This window comes from Enterobacter sp. ZOR0014, from assembly GCF_000798855.1.
GTDB lineage: Bacteria > Pseudomonadota > Gammaproteobacteria > Enterobacterales > Enterobacteriaceae > Enterobacter > Enterobacter kobei.
The window spans coordinates 1-25,761 of the sequence record NZ_JTLF01000304.1 but is presented as its reverse complement, the minus strand read 5'-3'; the positions used below and the strand labels follow the sequence as shown (position 1 = coordinate 25,761).

The 25,761-nt window shown below is 56.5% G+C and carries 28 protein-coding genes; 10 read left to right on the top strand and 18 right to left on the bottom strand.

Annotated elements, in window-relative coordinates; all coding sequences use genetic code 11:
- Window positions 1-51 precede the first annotated feature (51 nt).
- On the bottom strand, window positions 52-1,440 hold the full coding sequence (sad, locus tag L977_RS15905) for a succinate-semialdehyde dehydrogenase (protein WP_023330416.1): 1,389 nt from the start codon (window positions 1,438-1,440) through the stop codon (window positions 52-54).
- Window positions 1,441-1,538: 98 nt separating this feature from the next.
- On the opposite strand from sad, the gene ptrR reads away from it, so the two are divergent.
- Window positions 1,539-2,417, top strand: coding sequence for a putrescine utilization regulator PtrR (gene ptrR, locus L977_RS15900; RefSeq protein ID WP_014883831.1), 879 nt, complete (start codon window positions 1,539-1,541; stop codon window positions 2,415-2,417).
- On the opposite strand, the gene L977_RS15895 is transcribed toward ptrR, so the two are convergent.
- The 3 genes from L977_RS15895 to L977_RS15885 form a co-directional block, all read right to left on the bottom strand.
- Window positions 2,371-2,853 (bottom strand): GNAT family N-acetyltransferase, encoded by a 483-nt coding sequence (locus tag L977_RS15895; protein ID WP_047626166.1) that lies wholly within the window; start codon window positions 2,851-2,853, stop codon window positions 2,371-2,373. The two genes, ptrR and L977_RS15895, sit on opposite strands and share 47 nt — an antisense overlap.
- Window positions 2,854-2,935: 82 nt before the next feature.
- Window positions 2,936-3,727, bottom strand: a complete 792-nt coding sequence (locus L977_RS15890; RefSeq protein WP_047626164.1) for a PhzF family phenazine biosynthesis protein — start codon at window positions 3,725-3,727, stop codon at window positions 2,936-2,938.
- 27 nt (window positions 3,728-3,754) lie between these two features.
- A complete protein-coding gene (locus L977_RS15885) occupies window positions 3,755-4,543 on the bottom strand; it encodes a PhzF family phenazine biosynthesis protein (RefSeq protein ID WP_023337288.1) in 789 nt (262 codons plus the stop codon).
- 177 nt (window positions 4,544-4,720) lie between these two features.
- On the opposite strand from L977_RS15885, the gene L977_RS15880 reads away from it, so the two are divergent.
- A complete protein-coding gene (locus tag L977_RS15880) occupies window positions 4,721-5,917 on the top strand; it encodes a sugar transporter (protein ID WP_047626162.1) in 1,197 nt (398 codons plus the stop codon).
- Window positions 5,918-6,010: 93 nt separating this feature from the next.
- Here the strand turns inward: L977_RS15880 and L977_RS15875 are convergent, their stop codons facing one another.
- Window positions 6,011-6,676, bottom strand: coding sequence for a MarC family NAAT transporter (locus L977_RS15875; protein ID WP_014883826.1), 666 nt, complete (start codon window positions 6,674-6,676; stop codon window positions 6,011-6,013).
- Between the two features lie 256 nt (window positions 6,677-6,932).
- Between L977_RS15875 and marR the strand changes: the two genes are divergently transcribed.
- The 3 genes from marR to marB are packed head-to-tail and all read left to right on the top strand — an operon-like array spanning window position 6,933 to window position 8,019.
- The gene (gene marR, locus L977_RS15870; protein WP_014883825.1) at window positions 6,933-7,367 is read left to right on the top strand and encodes a multiple antibiotic resistance transcriptional regulator MarR; all 435 of its coding nucleotides are present in this window, start codon (window positions 6,933-6,935) and stop codon (window positions 7,365-7,367) included.
- Window positions 7,368-7,386: 19 nt separating this feature from the next.
- Window positions 7,387-7,767: an MDR efflux pump AcrAB transcriptional activator MarA gene (gene marA / locus L977_RS15865; protein ID WP_008502237.1), complete on the top strand. Its 381-nt coding sequence runs from the start codon at window positions 7,387-7,389 to the stop codon at window positions 7,765-7,767.
- Window positions 7,768-7,800: 33 nt separating this feature from the next.
- On the top strand, window positions 7,801-8,019 hold the full coding sequence (marB, locus tag L977_RS15860; RefSeq protein WP_014883824.1) for a multiple antibiotic resistance protein MarB: 219 nt from the start codon (window positions 7,801-7,803) through the stop codon (window positions 8,017-8,019).
- A 38-nt stretch (window positions 8,020-8,057) separates the two neighbouring features.
- On the opposite strand, the gene eamA is transcribed toward marB, so the two are convergent.
- Complete coding sequence (gene eamA / locus L977_RS15855) at window positions 8,058-8,957, bottom strand: O-acetylserine/cysteine exporter (RefSeq protein WP_047626159.1); 900 nt, start codon at window positions 8,955-8,957, stop codon at window positions 8,058-8,060.
- 194 nt (window positions 8,958-9,151) lie between these two features.
- Here eamA and ydeE point away from each other — a divergent pair, with 194 nt between their 5' ends.
- Entirely contained in the window at window positions 9,152-10,345 is a 1,194-nt protein-coding gene (ydeE, locus tag L977_RS15850; protein WP_014883822.1) for an efflux MFS transporter YdeE, read from the top strand.
- Window positions 10,346-10,392: 47 nt separating this feature from the next.
- Here the strand turns inward: ydeE and zinT are convergent, their stop codons facing one another.
- The 8 genes from zinT to L977_RS15810 form a co-directional block, all read right to left on the bottom strand.
- A complete protein-coding gene (gene zinT, locus L977_RS15845) occupies window positions 10,393-11,034 on the bottom strand; it encodes a metal-binding protein ZinT (RefSeq protein WP_014883821.1) in 642 nt (213 codons plus the stop codon).
- Between the two features lie 52 nt (window positions 11,035-11,086).
- Entirely contained in the window at window positions 11,087-11,785 is a 699-nt protein-coding gene (gene urtE / locus L977_RS15840; RefSeq protein ID WP_014883820.1) for an urea ABC transporter ATP-binding subunit UrtE, read from the bottom strand.
- 9 nt (window positions 11,786-11,794) lie between these two features.
- Window positions 11,795-12,592, bottom strand: a complete 798-nt coding sequence (gene urtD / locus L977_RS15835) for an urea ABC transporter ATP-binding protein UrtD (RefSeq protein ID WP_023330407.1) — start codon at window positions 12,590-12,592, stop codon at window positions 11,795-11,797.
- On the bottom strand, window positions 12,592-13,665 hold the full coding sequence (gene urtC / locus L977_RS15830) for an urea ABC transporter permease subunit UrtC (protein ID WP_047626157.1): 1,074 nt from the start codon (window positions 13,663-13,665) through the stop codon (window positions 12,592-12,594). The genes urtD and urtC overlap by 1 nt, the downstream gene beginning before the upstream one ends.
- The gene (urtB, locus tag L977_RS15825) at window positions 13,665-15,239 is read right to left on the bottom strand and encodes an urea ABC transporter permease subunit UrtB (protein WP_045268138.1); all 1,575 of its coding nucleotides are present in this window, start codon (window positions 15,237-15,239) and stop codon (window positions 13,665-13,667) included. The genes urtC and urtB overlap by 1 nt, the downstream gene beginning before the upstream one ends.
- 24 nt (window positions 15,240-15,263) lie before the next feature.
- Window positions 15,264-16,535 carry an urea ABC transporter substrate-binding protein gene (gene urtA / locus L977_RS15820; RefSeq protein WP_014883816.1) on the bottom strand — a complete coding sequence of 424 codons (1,272 nt, stop codon included), beginning with the start codon at window positions 16,533-16,535 and terminating at the stop codon, window positions 15,264-15,266.
- 203 nt (window positions 16,536-16,738) lie between these two features.
- A complete protein-coding gene (locus L977_RS15815; protein ID WP_014883815.1) occupies window positions 16,739-17,842 on the bottom strand; it encodes a cobalamin-independent methionine synthase II family protein in 1,104 nt (367 codons plus the stop codon).
- A 156-nt stretch (window positions 17,843-17,998) separates the two neighbouring features.
- Entirely contained in the window at window positions 17,999-18,412 is a 414-nt protein-coding gene (locus L977_RS15810) for a rhodanese-like domain-containing protein (protein WP_014883814.1), read from the bottom strand.
- Between the two features lie 73 nt (window positions 18,413-18,485).
- On the opposite strand from L977_RS15810, the gene ftrA reads away from it, so the two are divergent.
- Window positions 18,486-19,493 carry a transcriptional regulator FtrA gene (gene ftrA / locus L977_RS15805; protein WP_047626154.1) on the top strand — a complete coding sequence of 336 codons (1,008 nt, stop codon included), beginning with the start codon at window positions 18,486-18,488 and terminating at the stop codon, window positions 19,491-19,493.
- A gap of 228 nt (window positions 19,494-19,721) precedes the next feature.
- Here the strand turns inward: ftrA and L977_RS15800 are convergent, their stop codons facing one another.
- A complete protein-coding gene (locus L977_RS15800; RefSeq protein WP_014883812.1) occupies window positions 19,722-20,084 on the bottom strand; it encodes a hypothetical protein in 363 nt (120 codons plus the stop codon).
- A 243-nt stretch (window positions 20,085-20,327) separates the two neighbouring features.
- Between L977_RS15800 and L977_RS15795 the strand changes: the two genes are divergently transcribed.
- Window positions 20,328-20,558: a DUF2554 family protein gene (locus tag L977_RS15795; protein ID WP_014883811.1), complete on the top strand. Its 231-nt coding sequence runs from the start codon at window positions 20,328-20,330 to the stop codon at window positions 20,556-20,558.
- Here L977_RS15795 and L977_RS15790 read toward each other — a convergent pair whose 3' ends face one another.
- Both L977_RS15790 and L977_RS15785 read right to left on the bottom strand, forming a co-directional pair.
- Window positions 20,559-22,523 (bottom strand): peptidase U32 family protein, encoded by a 1,965-nt coding sequence (locus L977_RS15790; RefSeq protein WP_023330399.1) that lies wholly within the window; start codon window positions 22,521-22,523, stop codon window positions 20,559-20,561.
- Between the two features lie 80 nt (window positions 22,524-22,603).
- Window positions 22,604-23,131, bottom strand: a complete 528-nt coding sequence (locus L977_RS15785) for a helix-turn-helix domain-containing protein (protein WP_014883809.1) — start codon at window positions 23,129-23,131, stop codon at window positions 22,604-22,606.
- A gap of 92 nt (window positions 23,132-23,223) precedes the next feature.
- Here L977_RS15785 and L977_RS15780 point away from each other — a divergent pair, with 92 nt between their 5' ends.
- On the top strand, window positions 23,224-24,480 hold the full coding sequence (locus L977_RS15780; protein ID WP_023330397.1) for a benzoate/H(+) symporter BenE family transporter: 1,257 nt from the start codon (window positions 23,224-23,226) through the stop codon (window positions 24,478-24,480).
- On the opposite strand, the gene L977_RS15775 is transcribed toward L977_RS15780, so the two are convergent.
- Window positions 24,370-25,242, bottom strand: a complete 873-nt coding sequence (locus L977_RS15775) for a helix-turn-helix transcriptional regulator (protein WP_047626152.1) — start codon at window positions 25,240-25,242, stop codon at window positions 24,370-24,372. The genes L977_RS15780 and L977_RS15775 overlap by 111 nt on opposite strands.
- A 174-nt stretch (window positions 25,243-25,416) precedes the next feature.
- On the opposite strand from L977_RS15775, the gene L977_RS15770 reads away from it, so the two are divergent.
- A partial coding sequence (locus L977_RS15770; protein WP_047626150.1) for an EamA family transporter occupies window positions 25,417-25,761 on the top strand: 345 nt, incomplete at its 3' end.

Below are 25,761 nucleotides of genomic sequence, written 5' to 3'. Positions count from 1 at the left end.
CATTGCAAAGAAATGACAGTGGCCCTCAAACTGAGGGCCACTACAAACGAATTACACTCTGTTCTTCCACACCGTCTGCACGTTACAGAATTCATGCAGGCCGAAATGGGAGAGCTCGCGGCCAAAACCACTCTTCTTCACACCGCCAAAGGCCACGCGCGCATCGCTGGCGCTGTAACCATTGATAAACACCCCACCGCACTCCAGCTCGCGAGAGAATTTATCCGCAAGCGCGGCGTCGGCGGTGAAGACCGTAGCAGAGAGGCCAAAGTCGCTGTCGTTTGCCAGCGTCAGGGCGTGCTCAGCATCTTTCGCGACGGTAATAGCCGCTACCGGACCAAACAGCTCCTGGCGGAAGGCCGTCATCGACGGCGTGACGTTCGCCAGCACGGTAGGCGCGTAATAATTCCCCTCGCCGCTGATTTTCTCTCCGCCCAGCAGCAGCGTGGCCCCCTCAGCCAGGGTGGCCTGAACCTGCTGATGCAGTTCATCGCGCAGGTCAAAACGCGCCATCGGGCCAATGTAGTTCTCTTCTTCATCGGGTGTGCCCATCTTCAGGGCGGCTACGCCCGCGACGAAGCGTTGGGTAAAGATATCCGCAATACCCTCTTCAACAATAAAGCGTTTGGCGGCCGCGCACACCTGCCCGGTATTCTGATAGCGACCCGCCACCGCCGCTTTCACGGCGAGATCCAGGTCAGCGTCGTTGAGCACGATGAACGGGTCAGAGCCGCCCAGCTCAAGCACGCATTTTTTCAGCGCAGCACCTGCCTGGGCACCAATTGCGGCCCCGGCACGCACGCTGCCGGTAACGGTCACCGCCGCAATGCGACGGTCGTTAATCGCCTGGCTTACGCCGTCATTGGTGGCATTAACCCAGCCAAAAACGCCTTCCGGGAAACCGGCATCCGCAAAAATCTGTGCGATAAGATCCGCCGAGCCAAGCACGTTTGGCGCGTGCTTAAGCAGATAGCTGTTACCTGCCAGCAGGATCGGCACCGCCCCGCGCAGTACCTGCCAGAGCGGGAAGTTCCACGGCATCACCGCCAGAATCGGCCCCAGCGGGCGGTATTCAATAACCGCGTTGTGGTTTTCCACCTGGGTTGGCTCTGCATTCAGCATGGCCGGGCCGTGTTCCGCATACCAGTCACACAGACCCGCAGATTTTGCCACTTCCGCCCGCGCCTGCAGAACCGGTTTGCCCATCTCCCGGGACATCATCCGGGCCATCTCTTCCGCACGATGACGCAGCGCAGCACCGAGATCGCGCAGCTTCTGCGCCCGCCGGGCGACGCTTTCGCTCCGCCACTGACGAAAACCGGCATCAGCCCGGGCGATAGCCTGTTCAACCTCTTCCTGCGTCGCCCACGGGTACGCGGCGATCGTTTCACCCGTAGCCGGGTTAACAGACAGGGCATGTGTAGCAGATGAATAAGTCATGATGTTCTCCACGCATTTCGGTTGATTAATTGTGGCTCACTCTGCTATTTCTTAGAAATGAATAATACTAACCACCTTATTCACGAAACGAGAATGCTATGGATTTAACCCAGCTTGAAATGTTTAACGCCGTCGCGCTGACGGGGAGCATCACCCAGGCGGCGCAGAAGGTGCATCGCGTTCCCTCGAACCTGACAACACGAATCCGCCAACTGGAAGCCGATCTCGGCGTTGAGCTGTTTATTCGTGAGAACCAGCGTTTGCGGTTATCTCCCGCCGGGCATAACTTCCTGCGCTACAGCAGACAGATTCTAGCGCTGGTGGATGAAGCGCGTATGGTCGTCGCGGGGGATGAACCACAGGGGTTATTTGCTCTTGGCGCGCTGGAAAGCACCGCCGCCGTGCGCATCCCTGAATCGCTGGCGCAGTTTAACCAGCGTTATCCGCGCATCCAGTTTGCCCTCTCTACTGGCCCTTCCGGAACGATGATTGAGGGTGTACTGGAGGGAACGCTGAGCGCCGCCTTTGTTGACGGGCCGCTGTCACACCCGGAACTGGAGGGGATGCCGGTCTACAGGGAAGAGATGATGCTGGTCACGCCTGCCGGGCATACGGAGGTCACACGCGCCACGCAGGTGAGCGGCAGCGACGTTTATGCCTTTCGCGCCAACTGCTCATATCGCCGACATCTGGAGAGCTGGTTTCATGCAGACGGTGCGACACCTGGCCGCATTCACGAGATGGAGTCCTATCACGGCATGCTCGCCTGCGTCATTGCGGGCGCGGGCATCGCGCTGATGCCGCGCTCCATGCTGGAAAGTATGCCAGGACATCATCAGATTGAGGCCTGGCCGCTGGCTGAAAACTGGCGCTGGCTCACCACCTGGCTGGTGTGGCGACGGGGGGCGATGACCCGCCAGCTGGAAGCGTTTATAGCGCTGCTAAACGAACGTCTTCAACCAGCGCCTTCTCCATAAACAGGCTAAGCGGGTCGTCAACATAGGGGGCAAATGCCGGGCGCAGTTCGTACCCGCACTGTTCATACAGACGAACCGCGGCGTGTTGTTTTATCCCTGTCTCCAGCCGTACCGTGTGGCAATGACGGCTCAGGGCCTCATCTTCAAGGGCAGCCAGCAGCCTCTCTCCCAGAAGCTGTCCCCGGTGGGTCGGGTCAATATAGACCCGTTTCATCTCACCGGTTCCATCCCCGTTAAGCACGATGGCGCCACAGCCAACAGCCTGAAGCTGCTGGTCACGAATGATCATCAGGATAAGCGATGCGTCGGGCAGCGCTGAAAGATCGAGCAGATGATTGCTCTCTGCGGGATAGAGTTCGCTCTGATAGCGGTCAAGGGCTGCAATCAGTGTGAGGATGTCCGGATGACGAGCGGATTCAGAGGTAATGGAATACATGGCAGGCTCCTTGCTGTTTTTATTTTAAAATAGCGCAGCTCTGCCATGGTGCTTCATAGTATTAACTTATCGCGCTGCCCGGCTAGCGCAAAAAGATACGGCCTTTCAGATACAACGTGGCCTTACCGGCGATCAACACGCGATCGCCCTTCAGTTCACAGCGCAGATCGCCGCCACGATACGACATCTGACGTGCGTTAAGTGACGTTTTACCCAGCTTTTCGCTCCAGTAGGGGATCAGCATGCTGTGCGTGGATCCGGTAACCGGATCTTCCGGCACCCCTTCGCCCGGGCAGAAAAAGCGGCTGACGAAGTCATAGTCTTCTCCAGGCGCCGTTACGCAGACCATTTTCCCCAGCGGAACCATTGCCGCGATATCCGGCGTGAGCGCCTCCACCTGCTGCTGGCTCTCCAGCACCACGATATAGTCTCGTCCGGCGCGTACCTCTTTCGCCTTTGTGATGCCCAGCGCGGTGAACAACGCTGCCGGGGGATTATCGACGGCCTCCGTCGGCCACGCAGGGAAATTCAGCGTCAGCCAGTCGCCGCTGCGCTTGACCGTCAGCTCGCCCACGAAGCGCGTGGTAAAGTGAATTTCGGTATGCGGATAATCCAGATATTCAAAAATCACGTGTGACGCCGCGAGGGTCGCGTGTCCGCACAGGTTAATTTCGTGCAGCGTGGTAAACCAGCGCAGTTCAAACCCGTCGTCGGTTCGCACAAAAAAGGCGGTCTCAGACTGATTATGCTGCTGCGCCATTTTAAGCAGCGTCTCATCGGGCAGCCACTCCTCCAGCGGGCAAACCGCCGCCGCATTACCGCCAAACGCCCTGTCGCTGAAGGCATCCACCAGATAAAAATCAATTTCCTGCATTGTCTCTCCCTCTCTTGTTATCAGTTTTTAGCGCAGATACACCGTGCCTTTCAGGTAGCACGACGCCTGACCGCTCATCAGCACCCGTTCCCCTCTCAGCTCACAACGCACGTCACCGCCCCGCGCCGACACCTGACGGGCAAACAGGGTCGTTTTGCCCAGTGTTTCACTCCAGTAGGGGATCAGCATCGTGTGCGCGGACCCGGTGACCGGATCTTCCGGGACGGAAACGCCCGGTGAGAAGAAGCGGCTGACAAAGTCATATTCCCCCTCGCCCGGTGCCGTCACGCTAACTTTGTGCTCACCCGGTGTCATCGCAGACAGGTTCGGCATAAGGGCTTCAACCTGCTGGCGGTTTTCCAGGACGATCACCCACGCGCGCCCTTTACGGGCGTCAACGTAGTGGCGGATACCCAGCGCCGCGATCATCTCTGGCGGTGGCGTCTCTTTATGTGTCGGACACGCCGGGAAATCCAGCGTCATCCACTCTCCCTCCCGGCTGACCGTCAGGCGGCCAGACGCGGTGTCGAAGTGGATCCGCGAGTCGGGGTAATCCAGTTCATGAAACAGGACGTACGCGGCGGCCAAAGTGGCATGCCCGCAGAGATTGACTTCGGTGAGCGTTGTAAACCAGCGTAGCTCAATGCCCCCTTTGCTGCAGACGAAAAAGGCCGTTTCCGATTGATTATGCTGTTGCGCCATTTTCAGTAGCGTTTCATCGGGTAACCATTCTTTCAGCGGACAAACCGCCGCCGGATTGCCACCAAACGAAGTATCGCTGAACGCATCTACCAGATAAAAATCAATCTCCTGCATTGTCTTACCGCCTGTTTTTGTTGTGTTGTTCTTTTATATTCAATGAAAACACCCTCCCCGGCTACCGCTTTCACAAGGTAAATATTGAGATCTGCGTCACATAATGGTTGAGTTTTCGCCGTTTGACGTTTTAAGATCGTCTCCTCTTCTTTCCAGCAACGAATCTCCGACATCCCTATGACAACGAACACAGTTTCCCGCAGGGTTGCGTGGCTACGCGTGGTCACGCTGGCCATTGCCGCGTTTATTTTCAACACCACAGAGTTTGTTCCGGTTGGGCTGTTGTCTGACATTGCCGACAGTTTCCAGATGGAAACGGCTCAGGTGGGCATTATGTTGACCATCTACGCCTGGGTGGTGGCGCTGATGTCATTGCCGTTTATGCTGCTGACCAGCCAGATGGAGCGGCGCAAACTGCTGATCGGTCTCTTCGTGTTGTTCATCGCCAGCCATGTTCTGTCGTTTATGGCGTGGAATTTTACGGTGCTGGTCATGAGCAGGATTGGCATTGCATTCGCCCATGCGGTGTTCTGGTCGATCACCGCGTCGCTGGCTATACGCCTGGCCCCGGCGGGTAAACGCGCCCAGGCGCTGAGCCTGATTGCCACCGGCACCGCGCTGGCGATGGTGCTGGGTCTGCCGATTGGCCGCATCGTGGGGCAATACTTCGGCTGGCGTACGACCTTCTTCGCGATCGGCATGGGGGCACTGGTTACGCTGGTGTGTCTGATTAAGCTGCTGCCCGCGCTGCCGAGCGAACACTCTGGCTCGCTGAAAAGCCTGCCGCTGTTGATGCGTCGCCCTGCGCTGCTGAGTATCTATCTGCTTACCGTAATCGTGGTGACCGCCCATTACACGGCATACAGCTACATTGAACCGTTTGTTCAGGTGGTGGCAGGCTTTAGCGCCAATTTTGCCACCCTGTTACTGCTCATCCTCGGCGGTGCGGGCATTATCGGCAGCGTGCTGTTTGGCAAGCTGGGTAATCAGCATGCTTCCTTGCTTGTGAGCGGCGCCATTGGCCTGCTGCTCGCCTGCCTGCTGTTGCTGATGCCCGCCGCGGGCAGCGAAAGCCATCTGGCGATCCTGAGCCTGTTCTGGGGCGTGGCGATCATGATCATCGGCCTTGGCATGCAGGTAAAAGTGCTGGCGCTGGCACCGGACGCGACGGACGTTGCCATGTCACTGTTCTCGGGGATATTTAATCTGGGCATCGGCGCGGGCGCGCTGGTGGGAAATCAGATTAGCCTTCATGTCTCGATGTCGGCGATTGGGTATCTGGGCGCTATTCCGGCCCTGGTCGCGCTTATCTGGTCAGTGCTCATCTTCCGCAAATGGCCGGTGGCGCTGGAGGAACAGAGTCAGCACGGGTGACGTTTGTTTGTGCCGGGTGGCGCTGCGCTTACCCGGCCTACAAGCCTGTAATAACCCAGGCGGGTAAGGCGAAGCCGCCACCCGGCAATCACCTCAGTGGTAAGTTTTAATAATCTCCAGCACGCCGTTAATAATAAACTGCACGCCCATACAGACCAGTAAGAAGCCCATCAGACGGGAAATAGCTTCAATACCGCCCTTACCTACCCAGCGCATAATCGCACCGGAACTGCGCAGTGACCCCCACACAATGATCCCGATAATCGCAAATATCAGCGGTGGCGCAACCGTCAGGACCCAGTCCGGGAAGGTGGCGCTATCACGTACCGTAGAGGCGGAACTGATGATCATCGCGATGGTACCCGGCCCCGCCGTGCTCGGCATAGCCAGCGGCACAAAGGCAATATTTGCACTCGGTTCGCTTTCCAGCTCTTCGGATTTGCTTTTGGCTTCCGGCGACTCATGCGCTTTCTGCGCCGGGAACAGCATGCGGAAACCGATAAAGGCGACAATGAGTCCCCCGGCGATGCGAAGGCCAGGGATGGAAATCCCGAAGGTGTTCATCACCACCTGCCCCGCATAGTAAGCCACCATCATGATGGCAAACACATAGACGGAAGCCATCATTGACTGATGGTTACGCTCGGCGCTGTTCATATTCCCTGCCAGCCCGAGGAAAAGCGCCACCGTCGTTAACGGGTTTGCCAACGGCAGCAGCACCACCAGCCCAAGACTCACTGCTTTAATTAAATCCAACATAATGCATCGTCGTCCTTATCCATATTCATCCCCGCAAGTATAGGGGGAAAGTGTGACGTTAAGCCATCTGCGCAACGTAACGATTATTTTCCGTAAGTAAGGATAACCCTGAGTTATCTATATGATTTGAAAGCGTTCAAAAAAAGTTCATGAAACGTTTTAGCAATTCGTGGCATCGGCTGATTCATTCAGTTGACTTATACTTGCCTGAGCAATAATATCTGCCGTGACTAAACTACTTGCCAGGGCAACCATTGTGAAAAGCACCAGTGATATCTTTAACGACGTTGTTCCGCTGGGTCGTCTTATTCATATGGTCAACCAGAAAAAAGATCGCCTGCTCAATGACTATCTGTCACCGCTGGATATCACCGCAACACAGTTCAAAGTGCTGTGTTCCATTCGCTGCGAAGTGTGTATCACGCCAGTTGAGCTGAAAAAGGTGCTCTCTGTCGATCTGGGTGCGTTAACCCGCATGCTGGATCGTCTCGTCTGCAAAGGATGGGTAGAACGAAGCCCTAACCCGAATGACAAACGCGGCGTGCTGGTCAAGCTCACCTGCGATGGCGCGGCCATGTGCGAGCAATGTCATCAATTAGTAGGACAAACACTGCATCAGGAACTAACAAAAAACTTAACGGCAGATGAAGTGGCAACCCTTGAGCTTTTGCTGAAGAAAATACTGCCGTAAACAGAAAAGAGGTATGACGATGTCCAGACGCAATACTGACGCTATCACCATTCATAGCATTTTGGACTGGATCGAAGATAACCTGGAATCGCCGCTCTCCCTTGAAAAAGTGTCAGAGCGTTCAGGTTACTCCAAATGGCACCTGCAACGGATGTTCAAAAAAGAGACCGGCCATTCACTAGGTCAATATATTCGCAGTCGCAAGCTGACGGAAATTGCCCAGAAACTGAAAGAAAGCAATGAGCCGATCCTTTATCTGGCAGAGCGTTACGGATTTGAATCACAGCAAACCCTGACGCGTACGTTTAAGAACTATTTTGACGTGCCGCCTCATAAGTACCGAATCACCAGCGTACCCGGAGAATCCCGATACCTGTATCCGTTAAAACATTGTAGTTAATCATCGCCTGTAAAAGACGTAACCGAGGAAATCATGAAAGTTATCGCCTCCGCCGCCCTCGCCTTGCTGGTGCTGTTTTCCAGCCAGACCTTCGCGGAGCAAACCCCAGGTGCAACGCAGCAAAATAATCGTGGCACGATGATTTTGCCGTCAGCACATGACCAGTCACCCTATGATTTCAACCACATGGGGACTGGTAGCGACAAATCCGACGAATTAGGCGTGCCTTATTATAATCAGCACGGCTTCTGATTCGTTTTTGCCCCGCCACTGCGGGGCTTTTTTATGCTCTAGCCTCTGACGCGCGCCGCCCGCCGTACCCGCAAGCCAAACACGTTGATATACAGCCCCGCCATAATCAGCACGGCCCCCAGCAACTGCAGCGCGCTCAGCGTTTCATCCAGCAATAGCGCCGCACTGGCGAGCCCAACCACCGGCACCAGCAGAGACAGGGGCGCCACGCGCCAGGTTTCATAACGCCCCAGCAGCGAACCCCAGGTCCCATAGCCCACAATCGTGGCGACAAAGGCCAGATAAATCAGAGAAAGGATCGTGGTCAAATCGATATCGACCAGGCTTCTCAGCATCACATCCGGACCATCCAGAATAAACGACGCCGCCAGAAACGGGATGACCGGAATTAACGCGCTCCAGACCACCAGCGACATCACCTGCGGCCGCGCCGCGTGCTGCATAATCAGCTTGTTGAAGATATTCCCGCACGCCCAGCTCAGCCCCGCCGCCAGCGTAAGCATAAAGCCCAGCAGCGCCACATCCTGACCATTCAGGCTGGCTTCAATCAGCACCAGTACGCCAAACACCGCCAGCGTAATCCCCGCCAGCTGTTTGCCCTGCAAACGTTCGCCAAATACGAACGCACCGAGAATGATGGTAAAGAACGCCTGCGCCTGCAAAACCAGCGAGGCAAGACCGGCAGGCATACCAAACTTGATGGCGCAGAAGAGAAACGCGAACTGGCCAAAGCTGATGGTCAGGCCATAGCCCAGCAGTAATTTGAACGGGATTTTTGGACGCGCAACAAAAAAGATCGCCGGGAACGCCACTAACATGAAACGCAAACCGGCCAGCATAAGCGGGGGCATATTGTGCAATCCCAGCTTAATGACGACAAAATTGAGCCCCCATACTACGACCACCAGCAACGCCAGCAGTCCGTCTTTACGCGTCATACCCTGCCCCTGAATTATTAATAATTTGTTAACACTTCAAGGTAACAGAAAAAAGGACGCTGCGAGAAGATCATTAATTCTGGCAGGCAGCTGAAGCACTTACGGATAAACCAGGTGCTATACAAGCCCCTTATGTCATGGTAATCCTGTTAACACACCTCTAATAAAAGCATAAGCAACTGTCGGGCAGAAATATGAAACCATCTCTCAGGCGCTCAACCGCAGCGCTGCTGGCATCGTCATTGTTGTTAACCATCGGTCGGGGAGCGACGCTGCCGTTCATGACCATTTATCTCACGCGCGTCTACAACATGAGCGTCGAGAATATTGGTTATGCCCTGACGATTGCGCTGACCATCGGCGTGGTGTTCAGCCTGGGATTTGGCATTCTGGCGGATAAGTTTGATAAAAAACGCTACATGCTGATTGCGATCGTGGCGTTTATTGCCGGATTTGTCGCGATCCCGCTGGTGGATAACGTCACGCTGGTGGTGCTGTTCTTTTCCCTGATCAACTGCGCCTACTCCGTATTTTCGACGGTGCTGAAAGCCTGGTTCTCCGACGTGCTCACCTCAAGCCAAAAAGCGCGTGTTTTCTCGCTCAACTATAGCTTCCTGAACATTGGCTGGACGGTCGGCCCGCCCATCGGCACCCTGCTGGTGATGTACAGCTTACAGCTGCCCTTCTGGCTAGCCGCTTTTTGCGCCGCGCTGCCGCTCGCGTTTATCCATTTCTTTGTGCAAAAAAGCGTCGCGCTGGATACCGCCGAGGAAAAAATGCCCTGGCAGCCGTCGGTGTTGCTGAAAGACCGCGCCCTGTTCTGGTTCACCCTCTCCGGCCTGCTCGCGTCGTACGTGGGCGGATCGTTCGCCAGCTGCATTTCACAGTATGTTCTGGCCGCCCACGCCGACAGCGATTTCGCGCAGAAGGTCGTCGCCGTGGTGCTGCCCGTAAACGCCGCCGTGGTGGTGACGCTGCAATACGCGCTTGGGCGCAAGATTTCCGCCAGCAATATTCGCCCCCTGATGACCGCCGCGACGCTGTTTTTTATCCTGGGGCTGGGTGGCTTTATGCTCTCCGGGGAGAATCTGATTTACTGGGGTATCGCTGCCGCGATCTTTACGCTGGGTGAGATTATTTATGCGCCCGGTGAATACATGCTGATCGACAACATCGCCCCGCCGGGGATGAAGGCAAGCTATTTCTCCGCACAGGCGCTGGGCTGGCTGGGCGCGGCCGCAAACCCGATGATCACCGGGATTATCCTGACCAACCTTCCGCACTGGTCGCTGTTTGTGATTATGATGGTCGCCATCGTCATTGCGTGGCTGATGATTTTGCGTGGGATGAGCGTGAAGGCGTGGTGCGAGTCACCCAAGGTAGCGTAGCAACTTGTAGGCCGGGTAAGGCGTAGCCGCCACCCGGCATTAAAGCATCAGTGGTGCAACATTTCTTCTACCACCTGCTCTTTGTACATCTCATTCGGATAATAGGTCGGCCAGTTATCCATCTCTTTCAGCAGCGCCTCGTGGGAGGTGTTGCCCATAAAAATATGGAAGTGCGAGGACGCTTTCGGCCCGATGGTATGGTCGCTGAACTGCACAAACTTCGGCGCCGTGCTGCTGGCATCCTGACACTCAAACAGATAGCGAACGCCTTTTTTGCCTGACGCATAGGTCAGAATTTTGTAGCCGCTGTAATTATAATGGCAACGGCTAACCGCTTTGCCCTTGTGGAACTCCATCACGTTATTTTCAATGCCAATGGCATCCACGTCCGTCGCATAGCCCTTACGATAATAGGCTTTCACCTCGTCGAAGGTTTTGCTTTTATCCTTCTGCGCTTTCTGTTTAAAGACCGGATCCAGCGATCCATCCAGCAGGAAAGGATAAACGGACTGCCAGGTACCGTCCCAGTCAGACAGCGCTCTGTCCTTCACGTCTTTATCCTCAAACACGCCGTTCGCCGCTTTCTGCTCCGCTTCGGTCATCTGATGACCGTGCGAGTGCGCTAACAGCTGGCCGCTGACCAGCAGCGCCCCCAGAGTCATGATCCATTTACCAGCATGTGCAGCCAAAATAACCCCCTCATTCCGTTTTAAAAGAATGAGAATGTTATATTATAACATTTCAAATCGCAACCAGCCCGCGAACGCCCTCCTGCGCCATGTTTTCACCCCGTCCACGCTGGATAATGGTGCCGCGCGACATCAGGAGATAGCTGTCGGCCAGCTCGGCGGCAAAGTCGTAAAACTGCTCGACCAGCAGGATCGCCATATCGCCTCTGTTCGCCAGCGTGCGGATCACCTGGCCAATCTCTTTTATCACCGAAGGCTGAATGCCTTCCGTCGGTTCATCCAGAATCAGCAGCTGCGGGCGGCTTGCCAGCGCACGGCCAATCGCCAGTTGCTGCTGTTGTCCGCCGGAGAGATCGCCTCCGCGGCGGTGCTTCATCTCTTTGAGTACCGGGAAAAGCTGCCAGATCTCCTCCGGTACCTGCTTCGCCTCGCGGGCGGAAAAGCGCGACAGCCCCAGCAGAAGATTTTCTTCCACGGTCAGGCGCGGAAAAATCTCGCGTCCCTGCGGGACATACGCCACACCAGACTGTACCCGCTGGTGCGGTTTGCTGTGGGTGATCGTCTTACCCTGCCAGATGACCTCCCCGGTTTTCGCCGGGATCAGCCCCATCAGACACTTCAGCAACGTCGTTTTCCCGACGCCGTTGCGCCCCAGCAGGCAGGTGACTTCTCCGGTGGCGGCCTCAAAACTGACGCCGCGCAGGATATGGCTGCCACCGTAATACTGATTCAGTTCGTTAACCTGTAACATCTTCTCTCCTTAGCGCCCCAGATAGACCTCAATCACCTGCTCGTTGGCCTGCACCTCGCGAAGCGAGCCTTCGGCCAGCACGCGCCCCTGATGCAATACCGTCACGTGGTCGGCAATGGTTTCGACAAAGCCCATGTCGTGCTCCACCACCATCAGGGAGTGCTTACCCGCCAGGGTTTTGAACAACTCGGCGGTGTATTCCGTCTCTGCGTCGGTCATCCCGGCGGCGGGTTCGTCCAGCAGCAACAGATGCGGATCCTGGACCAGCAGCATACCTATCTCCAGAAACTGCTTTTGCCCGTGCGACAGTAGCCCGGCGCGGCGATCGCGTTCGTTGCCAAGACGCAGTAAAACCAGCATCTCATCGATGCGATCGCGTTGCTCACCGTTGAGTTTTGCCCGCAGGCTCGCCCAGACGGATTTATCGGTTTTCATGGCGATCTCAAGGTTTTCCCACACCGTCAGCGCCTCAAAGACCGTGGGTTTCTGGAACTTTCGCCCGATCCCCTGACGGGCAATGGCCGCAGGCTCCAGCGCGGTCAGGTCGATCGATTGATCGTAAATAGCCCTCCCGCTTTTTGGTCGCGTTTTGCCGGTGATCACATCCATCAACGTGGTTTTACCGGCTCCGTTGGGGCCAATCACGCAGCGCAACTCGCCCACGCCGATATTCAGCGAGAGATCGGTCAGCGCCTGGAAACCGTCGAAATTGACGTTAATGGCCTCAAGCTGAAGCACCGGATCCGTCTGGTCACGGTAGCGGTCGCCGGGCAACTGGCGGGTAAATAATCCTTCCGTTGGCTGCATTATTTCTCTCCCTTACGAAACAGACCGTAGACACCGCGTGGTAAGAACAGCGTGACGGCGATAAAAATCAGCCCCAGGAACAGCTGCCAGTACTCCGGCATGGCGACGGTGAAAAAGCTCTTCGCCCCGTTCACCAGCGCCGCGCCAATCACCGGCCCCACCAGCGTGCCGCGCCCGCCCAGCGCCACCCAGATGGCGGCTTCTATCGAGTTCGTCGGCGACATTTCACCGGGGTTGATAATGCCCACCTGCGGGACATAGAGCGCCCCCGCCAGGCCACACAGCACCGCGGAGAGCGTCCAGACCAGCAGTTTGAACCCGCGCGGGTCGTAACCACAGAACGTCAGACGGTTTTCTGCGTCACGAACGGCGGTCAGGATTCGGCCAAATTTGCTTTTTGCCAGCGCAAATCCCGTCCCCAACGCCAGGAGCAGCAACAGTACGGTCGCCAGAAACAGTGCAATACGCGTGGAGGTTTCCGTCACCGAAAATCCGAGCAGCGTGGTAAAGCCGGTGAAGCCGTTATTGCCGCCAAAACCGGTCTCGTTGCGAAAGAACAGCAACATCCCGGCATAGGTCAGCGCCTGGGTCATAATCGAGAAATAGACCCCTTTGATCTTCGAGCGGAAGGCAAACCAGCCAAACACCAGCGCCAGCAGCCCCGGCACCATGACAATCAGCACCAGCGCCCAGGCGAAGTGTTGGGTGCCCCACCAGAACCATGGCAGCTCACTCCAGGAGAGAAATGACATAAACGCGGGCAGACCGTCACCCGCCGCCTGGCGCATCAGATACATGCCCATCGCATAACCGCCGAGTGCGAAAAAGATACCGTGCCCAAGAGACAGCATACCGGCATAGCCCCACACCAGATCGAGCGCCACCGCAACGGTGGCATAGCAGAGGATCTTACCCGTCAGCGTCAGCATCCAGGTCGATAACGCCAGCGGATGCGTTGCAGGCAGTAAGGCGAAAAACGGTAATATCAGCAGACACGCCACCAGCAGGCTGCCTGCGGTCTGCGTTGTGCGTGGCGCTTTGCGCGCCAGCGTTAAGGTAAGCGGCTGGCTCATCAGTCAATAACCCTCCCTTTCAGCGCAAATAACCCCTGAGGACGCTTCTGAATAAACAGCACGATCGCCACCAGAATCACGATCTTGCCCAGCACCGCGCCCATCTGTGGTTCAAGGATTTTATTGAAAATGCCCAGACCAAAGGCCGCGGCCACGCTCCCTGCAAGCTGGCCCACGCCACCGAGCACCACCACCAGGAACGAGTCGATGATGTATCCCTGGCCCAGCTCCGGTCCGACGTTACCCAACTGGGATAATGCCACGCCGCCTAACCCGGCAATGCCGGAGCCCAGCCCGAATGCGAGCATATCGACACGCCCTGTCGGCACCCCACAGCAGGCAGCCATGCTGCGGTTTTGCGTCACCGCGCGCACGTTTAGCCCCAGACGGGTTTTATTCAGAATCAGCCAGGTAAAGAACAGTACCAGCAGCACAAAACCCAGCACCACAATACGGTTCCACGGCAGCGTCAGGTTGGCGAAAACCTGTACCCCGCCGGAAAGCCATGCCGGGTTCGCCACCTCCAGGTTCTGGGCGCCAAACGTCATGCGCACCAGCTGGATAAGCATCAGGCTGATGCCCCACGTTGCCAGCAGCGTTTCCAGCGGACGACCGTACAGATGACGGATCACGGTGCGCTCCAGCACCATTCCGATTGCCGCCGTCAGGCAGAACGCGACCGGTAAGGCGATAACCGGATAGAGCGCCAGCCACTGTGGCGCGAGGCTGGTCATGGCCTGCTGCACCATCCAGGTGGCATACGCGCCCAGCATCAGCATTTCACCGTGCGCCATATTGATGACGCCCAGCAGGCCGTAGGTGATAGCCAGCCCCAGCGCGGCCAGCAGCAGCACCGAACCGAGGGAAAGCCCCATAAACGCCTGACCCAGCAGATCGCCCCACATCAGGCGGTGCGTTATCTGGTTAAGGCTCTCTTCGGCAGCGGCGCGAACGCCGGCGTCCGGCTCGGTCTGCGCCTGGGTATACGGGGTGAGTCGGGACACCACGTCCGGATCGTCGGACTGGCCTAACAGTTCAGCAGCGTGGCGACGCACCTCCGCCTGCGGGCTTGCCAGCTGGAGATTCGCCGCCGCCAGCAGCAGCGTCTGACGCGCTACCGCATCCGTTTCACGGTTTACCCGATTTTCCATAAAAGCGAGCATCGCAGGTTGCGCATCTCGCTGCAGTTGACGGGCCGCCGCCCGCCTTTCCATGACACTGTCACTTACCAGCTGATGCGTAGCGATAGCCGTGGCAGCAAGTACGCGCAGTCGGTTCGTCAGCCGGACCGCTTTGGTCTGCCCTTCAGTCGCCTTTGCTTCACCGAGGGGAACCATTCCGCCATTACGCTGCGCAAAAGCGTGCTTTTGGCTGTCGGTATACAGGTTTTCCTTTTGCAACGCCTGAAGCAGCGGCAGCCTGGCGGCATCCGGCGCGGCGGCCCACTGCGTCAGTAATTCCGCCTGCTGGGTGCGGCTGGCGGCAACGAAACGATCGGCATCCGATGCCTGCGCCATCCCTGGCAGCAGTCCGGTAAGCCATATAAGAGCGACGATCGTGCGCATGACGTTCATGGCTTGTCTCCCTGAGGTGATGGCTTAGTTGCTGGCGGTTTTCATCGGCTGGTCGGGCTTTTTGTCATTCCCGGCGATGAACGGACTCCACGGTTGCGCGCGGACCGGCTGTTCCGTCTGCCACACCACGTTGAACTGACCGTTGCCTTCAATTTCACCGATCATGACAGGCTTATGCAGATGATGGTTGGTGGCATCCATGGTGAGCGTAAAGCCAGAAGGCGCTTTAAACGATTGGCCGGCCATTGCGGCACGCACTTTATCTACGTCGGTCGTGCCCGCTTTTTCCACCGCCTGCGCCCACATATGGATCCCTACGTAAGTGGCTTCCATTGGGTCGTTGGTGACGACAGTGTCGGCATTCGGCAGTTTGTGCGCTTTCGCATAGGCTTTGTAATCCGCCACGAAGGCCTGGTTAGTGGGGTTGTCCACGGACTCAAAATAGTTCCACGCCGCCAGGTTACCCACCAGCGGTTTGGTGTCGATACCGCGCAGCTCTTCCTCACCAACGGAGAACGCCACTACCGGCACGTCGGTTGCTTTCAGCCCCTGGTTTGCCAGCTCTTTATAGAACGGCACGTTGGAATCGCCATTGATGGTCGAGACCACGGCAGTTTTGCCGCCTGCGGAGAATTTCTTGATGTTGGCGACAATCGTCTGGTAGTCGCTATGACCAAATGGGGTGTAAACCTCTTCGATGTCCTTATCCTCAACGCCTTTCGAATGCAGGAACGCACGCAGGATCTTGTTGGTGGTGCGCGGGTAGACGTAGTCGGTGCCCAAGAGGAAGAAGCGTTTCGCCGCGCCGCCGTCTTCGCTCATCAGGTATTCCACCGCCGGGATGGCCTGCTGGTTCGGTGCGGCACCGGTATAAAAGACGTTGGGTGACATTTCTTCACCCTCATACTGCACCGGATAGAACAGCAGGCCGTTCAGTTCCTCAAAGACAGGCAGCACCGATTTACGCGAAACGGAGGTCCAGCAGCCAAACACCACCGCGACTTTATCCTGGCTCAGCAGCTGACGCGCTTTCTCGGCAAACAGCGGCCAGTTTGAAGCGGGATCCACCACCACCGGCTCCAGTTTTTTCCCCAGTACGCCCCCTTTGGCGTTGATCTCGTCAATGGTCATCAGCGCGACATCTTTCAGCGGGGTTTCGGAGATGGCCATCGTGCCGGACAAAGAATGCATGATCCCCACTTTGATGGTATCGGCCGCCTGCACACCAAAACTCATTCCCATCGCCACGACGGACGCGGATAACGCAAAGGCTTTTAATAAGGTACGACGCTGCATATTTTCACTCCTGAAAAAGAACGCTGTGCAAAAACGTCCGTTACGGCATGGACGCGGAAAAAAAATGTGTCAGCGAAGCAGGAGCAAAAAGGATGCCAGAATGAACATTGCGCTATGGCGGGAGATTGAACGCGGGATGTAAAGAGAACGACTCAGAATGGCACAGCGCTGCACTTTTATAATGCAGCGCTGGGGCGGTGTTTTTACCAGACTTCACTGGCGATCTGTGTCACCAGACGGACTTTGTCCCACTGCTGAGTTTCACTGAGGCTGTTGCCCTCTTCGGTCGAGGCAAAGCCGCACTGAGGGCTGAGGCAGATCTGCTCTTTGGCCACGTATTTTGCCGCCTCTTCCAGACGGGCTTTAACCCCTTCCGGGTTCTCCAGCTCTCCATTTTTGGTGGTTATCAGACCCAGCACCACCTGCTGCTTGCCCGGGCGAATAAAGCGCAGTGGCGCAAAATCACCGCTGCGGTCGTTATCATATTCCAGGAAGAAGGCATCTACGTTCACCGTACCGAACAGCACTTCCGCCACCGGCTCGTATCCCCCTTCCGAAATCCAGGTTGAACGGAAGTTGCCGCGGCAGACATGCAGCCCGATGGTCAGATCGTCCGGTTTACCTTCCAGCGCCTTGTTCAGCACGCGGGCGTAGATCTGCGCAAGCTCATCGGCATCATCTCCGCGCTCGCGGATCTGACGACGCTGATCGTCCGAACAGAGGTAGGCCCAGACGGTGTCGTCAAGTTGCAGGTAACGGCAGCCTGCATCATAGAAGGCCCGGATAGCGTCGCGCCAGGTGGTCGCCAGATCGTCAAAATAGACGTTCAGGTCCGGGTAAACCGTCGCGTCGATATCTTTGCGGCCGCCGCGGAAATGAAGCACGCTTGGGCTGGGAATGGTCATCTTCGGCTGCGCATTACCGCTGATGCTTTTCAGATAGCGGAAATCGTCCAGCATCGGATGATCGCCAAAGCCCAGCTTGCCGGTGACGCGCACGCCGTGGGCTTTGGTCTGTACCCCGTTGAACTGAATACCCTGCTGCGAATCGTAACGCTCAACCCCCTGCAGGCCATCGAAGAAATCGAAGTGCCACCAGGCACGGCGAAATTCACCGTCGGTCACCACATGCAGACCGCACGCACACTGCTGCTCGACGACGTGGCGAATGGCATCGTCCTCCACCGCGCGAAGCTGTCCGGCATCTATCTCACCGCTGGCGAACTTCAGGCGGGCCTGTTTAATGGCATCCGGACGTAAAAAACTGCCTACTACATCGGCGCGGTATGGGGCGTGCTGTCGTTGCATGGAAATCTCCTCTGTCTGACGGTAATAATTGCCGGCAGTGATAATTCATTATTTGAATCTTTAGACTTCTGGATGTCTAAATGTCCAAAAAAGATGTCATACCTCACCGGCTCCGGCAAACGAGAAAATTTCACGGGTGTTGAAAAAAATTCATCTTCACAGGGCGGAAACAGATCCCTGACTGGCAAACGCGTAGCGTTCATCTTCCCAGCCGGTGATCCCGCCCAGCATGATTTTGACCGGCAACCCGAGTCGCGCCAGCTTCAGCGCAGCCCTGTCCGCACCGTTACAGTGCGGCCCCGCGCAGTAAACGACAAACAGCGTGCCGTCCGGCCACCGGGCCATGCGTTCAGCAGTAATCTGGCTCCACGGCATGTGCAGTGCCCCGGGGACATGACGACGGGCAAATTGTTCCGCACTCCCTACCACATGCAGCAGCACAAAGTCCTGCTCATGACTGGCGATGGCATGATGCACATCGGCACAGTCGGTTTCGACACTCAGGCGACGCAGAAAATGGGTAACGGCTTCCTGCGGCTCGGCAGCCGGAAATTCAGTAACATAGCTCATGATCCTTCCTCATCTTTGGCGTTTGTGTTAACACTACTCTATCCACAAATTCAGCCCATGAATGCGCTTGCTTATGCCAGAAAACAGCAAAAAGATGACAAACTTAAGACAGGTTACCCGCCCTCAGGTGGTGGTGCTGGCGTATGACGGCCTCTGTACCTTTGAGTTTGGCGTGGCGGTTGAGATTTTTGGCCTGCCACGTCCTGAGCTGGGCGACGCCTGGTATCGCTTTGCTGTGGCAGGTGTGGATAGCGGAGAATTGCGGGCGACGGGCGGGATCCGCATGGTGACTGATGGTGATTTGAGCCTGCTTGAGTCTGCGGATCTGATCGTGGTTCCCGGCTGGCGGGGGCTGGACGCGCCGGTTCCCAGGGCCCTGTGCGACGCATTGCGCCAGGCCAGCGCACGTGGATGCCAGCTGCTGTCCATCTGCTCGGGTGTGTTTGTGCTGGCCGCAACGGGACTGTTGAGCGGGCGCAAAGCCACAACCCACTGGCGCTACATCGAGGCGCTTAAAGTCCGCCACCCTGACATCGACGTGGTTGAAGACGTACTTTACCAGGATGAGGGGGATATTCTGACTTCTGCTGGTAGCGCGGCGGGCATCGATCTCTGTCTGCACGTCGTCCGCCGGGATTATGGCATGGAAACCGCCAACAGCGTGGCGCGTCGGCTGGTTATTCCTCCCCACCGGGATGGTTCGCAGCCGCAACAGCTGAGCCGCCCGGTGGCACAGCTACGGGAGAGCCAGCGTCTGGGACAGCTGTTTGATTTCCTGCACAACCATCTCGTTGAACCGCACAGCGTCGACTCGCTGGCGCGTCGGGTGGGCATGAGCCAGCGTACCTTCCTTCGTCGCTTCGAGGCGGCAACGGGAACGACACCGTCGCGCTGGCTGATCAATGAGCGTCTGTTGAGAGCAAAAGATTACCTGGAAAGCAGTCGGTTGAGCATCGACAGCATCGCTGAACAGACCGGTTTTGGACAGGCGGCGACGTTGCGCCACCACTTTCGTCAGCAATTTGCCCTTTCGCCGGCCCAGTACCGCAAGCAATTTTCGCGTCCAGGTCCTGCCCGCTGAGGGATCCCCACAACATAATACCGACACAGACGCCCCTCTCCCTGAGGGAGAGGGCTGGGATGAGGGGCACATACGCGAAATGGCAAAAAAAAACCGCCATTATCTGGCGGTAAATGCTTGCATGGATAGATTTGTATTTTGGTCTCTACGTCCCCGACGCTCCATGGTCGGGCTGCGGATCCCTTACAAACTAACACTGATTAACTTAACGAAAGCTAAACAGCTCTATTAACTCGCCTTCGTGTTGATTTGCAAATAACGCATCAGACCCTGTTCGGCGCTCTGTTTTGCTTCATCATTAATCGCTTCGAGATAAAACGAACGCGAAACACCATAGGGGGCTTTTTCAGAAGGATACACCGCAAACTGGAATACTTTTCCTCTTGCCTGATGCAGGCAATCTAATTCCCAGCGTTGATCGTCTACTTTTTTGCTATTGCAGGCTACACGCCCGTAATCGCTGGTTAAATATGAACCAACACGGGTTTCTGCGGACTGAATATATTCTGGTTCGTCATTCCCGATATAGCGAACCCCTGCCGTAGCACCCACGGCAGCCACGAGGAGCGCAAACGCGATTATTTTTTTCATTTATTAAGACTCATTCCTTAGCCAGAGAATCCCTATTATATAGGATTATCCCTAATTCAAACGCCTGTTTATGGTCCAGAAGTGGTAGTTGACAGTGCTTTAGGCGCATTTAGGATATTTCTTAAAAAGAATTCTGAGCCAACACTATTTGACATTTTCTTTGCCGTACTTTGAATTATTGAATAATAACACTAAGAAATAATCGCCATGATTATCCCCGCAACGTCACTCAGCGGTGAAACCATGATTAAAAAAGGGTTATCTCTCGTCATGCTTATTTGTGCGCTGTTTTCAGGGCAGCTTATGGCCGGGCACAAAGGGCATGAATATGTATGGGTAAAGAATGTGGGGCATCAGCTGCGGCACGAGGCCGACAGCGATGAATTACGCAGCGCAGCGGAAGAGTCAGCGGAGGGTTTGCGCGAACACCACCTGTGGCAGAAATCGCGCAAACCGGAGACGCACGTAAGGTAGTTAGCTCCCCTTACGTTTTGGCAGGGTTTTCATCAGATCGTCAGGACTGACGGAAGCGACAATGCTGCCCGGCTGCGGCATTTTGAAAATATGGTTTTTCATCTTGCCAATAACATGCATTTCGCAGGGACGGCAGTCAAACTTCAGGGTAAGGACTTCATCACCGTTGACCAGCTGCATGGGCGTCGCTTTCCAGCTCTTAATATTGCCTTTTGCCTGTTTCGGGCACAGATTGAAGGCGAAGCGGAGACAGTGCTTGGTGATCATCACCGGCACGTCGCCCTTCTCTTCATGCGCTTCATAGGCCGCGTCGATCAGCTGCACACCGTGGCGATGATAGAATTCACGCGCCTTATGGTTGTAGACGTTCGCCAGGAAAGATAAATGCGTGTCCGGGTATACCGGGGCCGGAACAACTTCTGCTTTACGGCTACCGCGTGGATACTGGGCCAGACGCGCTTCATCCAGCAGCTCTGCCGTTTCACGGCGGAACTGGTTAAGCAGGCTGTTCGGCACAAACAGCGCGTCCGGCAGGTTAACCTCGATAGCGCGCGCGTAGTAAATCGTCTGCCCCAGCTTCGCCACGCCATCCTTCAGGCTGTTAAGCGCTTTTTCCGCATTGTTTGCCACCTCGAACAGGCCATCCAGCGTATGCGTCACGCTGATACCGTCTTCACAGGTCATGGTCAGAATCAGCTGTTCTTCCCAGCCGCCAAGCTCGATATCCACCGCGATACGACGCTCGCTGGAGGTTTTCAGCAGCGCCTGCTGCCAGTTATGATCGAGGTTACGGTTAAGTGGCGCGTTCGGACGCGCCTTGTAGAGATCGGCAGGCATTTCATTCGGCCATACACGATAGCGATTTTCACCGGTTTTTTCGACCGTATTAGCCCTGAAGCCCACCACTTCACGCTTAATCATCACGTTCAGGCCATCGCCATTCGCCAGCGGCTCCGTCACTTCAACATCAAGATGATCTTTCGCCACCTTCAGCACTTCACCGACCGGTAAACCGATGAACTTCGGTGAGTCGAACGCGCCGATATCGCCTTTACGGGCGTTCACGAAATAGTCCGTGCTGCCGCGGTGGAAGGTTTTGTCCGTCGACGGAATAAAGAAATGCTCGGTACGACCTGCCGACGCGCGCGCCAGATCGCCGCGGTCTTCGATGATGGCGTCCAGCATCTGACGGTAGTGCGCGGTGATATTCTTCACGTAGCTCATGTCTTTATAACGCCCTTCAATCTTGAAGGAACGGACGCCCGCATCAATCAGCGCGCCCAGGTTGGCGGTCTGATCGTTATCCTTCATGGAGAGGAGGTGTTTTTCGAACGCCACTACGCGGCCCTGATCGTCTTTCAGGGTATACGGCAGACGGCAGGCCTGCGAACAGTCGCCACGGTTGGCGCTACGGCCCGTCTGGGCGTGGGAAATGTTGCACTGACCGGAATAGGCCACGCACAGCGCGCCGTGGATAAAGAACTCGATCGTCGCGTCTGTCGCCTGGTGGATATCACGGATCTGATTCAGGTTCAGCTCACGGGCCAGAACGATCTGCGAAAAGCCGACGTCGGAGAGGAACTTCGCCTTCTCCACCGTGCGGATATCACACTGGGTACTGGCGTGCAGTTCAATCGGCGGAATATCCAGCTCCAGAACCCCCATGTCCTGAACAATCAGGGCATCGACGCCGGTCTGATAGAGATCGGCGATCAGTCGTTGCGCAGGCTCCAGCTCATCATCATGAAGAATGGTGTTCAGGGTCACGAACACTTTCGCCCCGAAACGGTGGGCGAACGGCACCAGGTCGGCAATATCGCGCAGGCTGTTGCTGGCGTTATGGCGGGCACCAAAGCCAGGGCCGCCAATATAGACGGCGTCAGCGCCGTGAAGGATCGCTTCACGGGCAATGGCGGCGTCACGGGCCGGGCTTAAAAGTTCAAGATGATGGGATTGCAGGCGCATACTTCGTCGTTATCCGTTATGGTCAAAATGGCGGCTATTGTAGTCAGAAGTCTACGACAGCGAAACAGTTTTGCGTAGCCTCAGCGGGGATAATGGATCAGAGAGTGAAAATGCACCGGCCGGTCGCTGCTGTTGCGGTAGGCATGCGGTTTATCACCGGCAAAACGGACGCCCGAGTCGGCATAAACCGTCTGCCATTCGCCGTCGATTTTCATCTCCAGCTCTCCGCTAATGACCACCACATGTTCAATCACGCCCGCCTCATGGGGCGTGGATTCGCTCAGGGCACCCGCCGCCAGCGTAATAGAGAAATGATCGAACCTCAGGGTCTCATCCCACGGAAAGAGCGGTTTGACGACCATCGCCTGCTGCTGGGGATCAAACACAGCCTGCCTGTCTGCCTCTGGCGTGATGAACGCGGAAAACGGAACGTTCAGCCCGGTGGCGATTTTCCACAGGGTCGATACCGTCGGGCTGGATTCATTGCGCTCAATTTGGCCGAGCATCGCTTTCGACACGCCGGCCTCGTCCGCCAGCTTTGACAGGCTCCAGCCGCGGGCCTGACGCAGTGTTTTCAGTGTTGCTGCAAGATGTTGTGTGATGTCCATGTTCCCTCCTGGTGCCGATGATCATACCACTTGTACGCTATAACGCACAGTGCTACCGTAATACGGACGTTATAACGCACAACGGAGTTGCCATGCGCCCTTCCTCTCATCTTATTCCAGTCACGCTGGCTGGATTTGTCGCCGTCCTGGTGGGTTATGCCAGTTCGGCCGCCATTATCTGGCAAGCCGCCGCCGCGGCAGGTGCCAGCGCGCAGCAAATCGCGGGCTGGATGACCGCGCTGGGGATTGGGATGGGTGTCAGCACGCTGGCGCTCTCCTGGTGGTTTAAAGCGCCGGTACTGACGGCCTGGTCAACCCCCGGAGCCGCCCTGCTCGCCACCAGCCTGCAAGGGGTGACGCTGTCTGAAACTATCGGTGTGTTTATCTTCGCTAACGCGCTTATTTTACTCTGCGGTATTACGGGGCTTTTCGCTCGTCTGATGACGCTGATCCCCCATTCGCTCGCGGCCGCCATGCTGGCAGGCGTGCTTCTGCAGTTTGGCCTGCACGCGTTTGCACATCTTGACGGCCACTTTCTGCTGTGCGGTAGCATGATTGCCGCGTGGCTGCTGGCAAAAGCGCTGGCGCCGCGCTATGCCATCGTGGTTACGCTGCTGGCAGGTGGTCTCGTGGCATGGATAAGTGGTGACGTTGCCACCGATAAAGTCAGCCTCTCCGTTGTGATGCCTGAGTTTATTGCCCCCGACTTTACTTTTACCAGCCTGGTGAGTATCGGTTTGCCCTTCTTCCTGGTGACCATGGCCTCGCAGAATGCGCCGGGCTTCGCCACGATGAAAGCTTCCGGCTACTCGCTGGCGGTCTCACCGCTCATCATCGTTACCGGTGGCCTGGCGCTGCTGCTTTCCCCCTTTGGCGTCTTCTCCATCTGCATCGCAGCCATTACCGCCGCCATCTGCCAAAGCGCTGATGCCCACCCGGATACGACTAAACGCTGGCTGGCGGCCATTGCAGCCGGTGGGTTTTATCTGCTGGCTGGGGTTTTCGGCGGGTCTATTACCGGGATCATGGCTGCACTGCCGCTGAGCTGGATCCAGACCCTGGCGGGGCTGGCGTTGCTTGGAACCCTCAGCGGGAGTTTATTTCAGGCCCTGAATCATGAAGCCGAACGTGACGCAGCCATCGTCACGTTTCTGATGACCGCGAGCGGTGTCACCCTTCTGGGCATCGGTTCGGCATTCTGGGGGCTGGTGCTGGGCGGGATATGCTATGCCCTGTTTTCACGCGCTCGCCGCGCGCAGCTGGGACGGCGTCATACCCATCACGCTGCGGAAACGGTTACTGAAGTGGCTGGCGGAGTTAAATCCGCAGGCCAGCGCGATGTCCGTTAGTGGCATTGCGCTATGCTGCACCAGGTTTTTTGCTTTTTCCATGCGTCGCTGCATCACGTACTGATGCGGTGCCAGCCCCGTCGACTGGCGGAACATGCGGGCAAAATGGTATTCGCTGAGGGCTGCCTGCGCCGCCAGCTCGGCCAGGGTTAACGGCTGGCCAAGATGCTCTTCTATGAAGGCCAGCACGTTGCGCAGAACGAAAGGCGATAACCCGCCGGTGACGACCGGCAGCTTCCACTGAACGTTGGAGTAGTTTTGCAGCAGATGGGTCATCAGCAACGTGGATGCTGTACTCAGGGTGAGCTGATTGGCCTGCTGCTGCCAGTCGCAGCCAAGTAAAAACTGGCGATACAGCGCGGTGATCTTCGGGTCACTGCCAAAAATGCGTTCGTCCAGCGTCAGCGACAGCGGCCGCTTATCCCAGATTTTTTCGCCCACGTTGCGCAGGTGTTCATCGGTGCAGTAGAGATGGACAAACGACAGGTCATCACGGATATCCCACGTCGATTCACTCTCTTTCGGCATCAGGCAGAAACGGTCCGGTCCCCCGCCGTTCTTCCAGCCGCCCGGCGTTTTTTGATAGCTCTCATAACCGTCGGCCACGTACAGGCTCAGGGTGTGATGATTGCTTTTAACCGTTATCGTATCGTGCTTGTTGTACCACGCCGCCAGTTGAATACCCGAGTTCAGCGAGACCGTCTCCCGCAGGACGGCATTCTGCTGACTAAGCGTTTCAAAGGTATCGTAAGCGTGAGACATAACCGTTAGCGCGTGAGTGATCGAACTGTCAGTCTAAGAATTGTTGTTCCCCGTTGCCAGTCCCCCGGAGAGAAAAAAGCGCAAGATTTTGCAAGTCTGCCGCAAGCTGGTGAAAGCCCACGGCGCATTTCAGCGCCATACTGCGGGCTTTCGTGGTTTGAGAAGAGAAATGATATGAACGCATTATTATACGGACTGGTCGTGGTCATCTGGGGAACCACCTGGATTGCCATTTTCCTGCAGCAAGGTCCCGTGGCGGCCCCGGTGTCGATTTTCTGGCGTTTCGCCGTGGCCAGCGCCACGATGATGGTGGTGTTACTTGCCCTGCGTCGACTGCGTAAGCTGGCGCTACGGGATCACCTTTTTTGCATGCTTCAGGGATGCTGCGTTTTCTGCTTTAACTTCTGGTGCTTTTATACCGCGGCCGCGCACATCAATACCGGGCTGGAATCCGTCATCTTCTCCATGGCGGTGCTCTATAACGCCATTAATAGCTTTATTTTCTTTGGGCAGCGCCCG

Coding starts and splice junctions, on each gene's coding strand:
- L977_RS15890 (WP_047626164.1), bottom strand. CDS start 3,727: ATGCAGGAAATTGATTTTTATCTGGTGGATGCCTTCAGCGACAGGGCG.
- urtA (WP_014883816.1), bottom strand. CDS start 16,535: ATGCAGCGTCGTACCTTATTAAAAGCCTTTGCGTTATCCGCGTCCGTC.
- urtD (WP_023330407.1), bottom strand. CDS start 12,592: ATGCAGCCAACGGAAGGATTATTTACCCGCCAGTTGCCCGGCGACCGC.
- ftrA (WP_047626154.1), top strand. CDS start 18,486: ATGCCAGAAAACAGCAAAAAGATGACAAACTTAAGACAGGTTACCCGC.
- L977_RS15785 (WP_014883809.1), bottom strand. CDS start 23,131: ATGGACATCACACAACATCTTGCAGCAACACTGAAAACACTGCGTCAG.
- ydeE (WP_014883822.1), top strand. CDS start 9,152: ATGAAACCATCTCTCAGGCGCTCAACCGCAGCGCTGCTGGCATCGTCA.
- L977_RS15815 (WP_014883815.1), bottom strand. CDS start 17,842: ATGCAACGACAGCACGCCCCATACCGCGCCGATGTAGTAGGCAGTTTT.
- L977_RS15885 (WP_023337288.1), bottom strand. CDS start 4,543: ATGCAGGAGATTGATTTTTATCTGGTAGATGCGTTCAGCGATACTTCG.
- urtB (WP_045268138.1), bottom strand. CDS start 15,239: ATGAACGTCATGCGCACGATCGTCGCTCTTATATGGCTTACCGGACTG.
- L977_RS15780 (WP_023330397.1), top strand. CDS start 23,224: ATGCGCCCTTCCTCTCATCTTATTCCAGTCACGCTGGCTGGATTTGTC.
- marA (WP_008502237.1), top strand. CDS start 7,387: ATGTCCAGACGCAATACTGACGCTATCACCATTCATAGCATTTTGGAC.
- L977_RS15875 (WP_014883826.1), bottom strand. CDS start 6,676: ATGTTGGATTTAATTAAAGCAGTGAGTCTTGGGCTGGTGGTGCTGCTG.
- ptrR (WP_014883831.1), top strand. CDS start 1,539: ATGGATTTAACCCAGCTTGAAATGTTTAACGCCGTCGCGCTGACGGGG.
- eamA (WP_047626159.1), bottom strand. CDS start 8,957: ATGACGCGTAAAGACGGACTGCTGGCGTTGCTGGTGGTCGTAGTATGG.
- L977_RS15775 (WP_047626152.1), bottom strand. CDS start 25,242: ATGTCTCACGCTTACGATACCTTTGAAACGCTTAGTCAGCAGAATGCC.
- marB (WP_014883824.1), top strand. CDS start 7,801: ATGAAAGTTATCGCCTCCGCCGCCCTCGCCTTGCTGGTGCTGTTTTCC.
- L977_RS15790 (WP_023330399.1), bottom strand. CDS start 22,523: ATGCGCCTGCAATCCCATCATCTTGAACTTTTAAGCCCGGCCCGTGAC.
- urtE (WP_014883820.1), bottom strand. CDS start 11,785: ATGTTACAGGTTAACGAACTGAATCAGTATTACGGTGGCAGCCATATC.
- sad (WP_023330416.1), bottom strand. CDS start 1,440: ATGACTTATTCATCTGCTACACATGCCCTGTCTGTTAACCCGGCTACG.
- L977_RS15895 (WP_047626166.1), bottom strand. CDS start 2,853: ATGTATTCCATTACCTCTGAATCCGCTCGTCATCCGGACATCCTCACA.
- L977_RS15800 (WP_014883812.1), bottom strand. CDS start 20,084: ATGAAAAAAATAATCGCGTTTGCGCTCCTCGTGGCTGCCGTGGGTGCT.
- L977_RS15880 (WP_047626162.1), top strand. CDS start 4,721: ATGACAACGAACACAGTTTCCCGCAGGGTTGCGTGGCTACGCGTGGTC.
- L977_RS15810 (WP_014883814.1), bottom strand. CDS start 18,412: ATGAGCTATGTTACTGAATTTCCGGCTGCCGAGCCGCAGGAAGCCGTT.
- urtC (WP_047626157.1), bottom strand. CDS start 13,665: ATGAGCCAGCCGCTTACCTTAACGCTGGCGCGCAAAGCGCCACGCACA.
- L977_RS15795 (WP_014883811.1), top strand. CDS start 20,328: ATGATTAAAAAAGGGTTATCTCTCGTCATGCTTATTTGTGCGCTGTTT.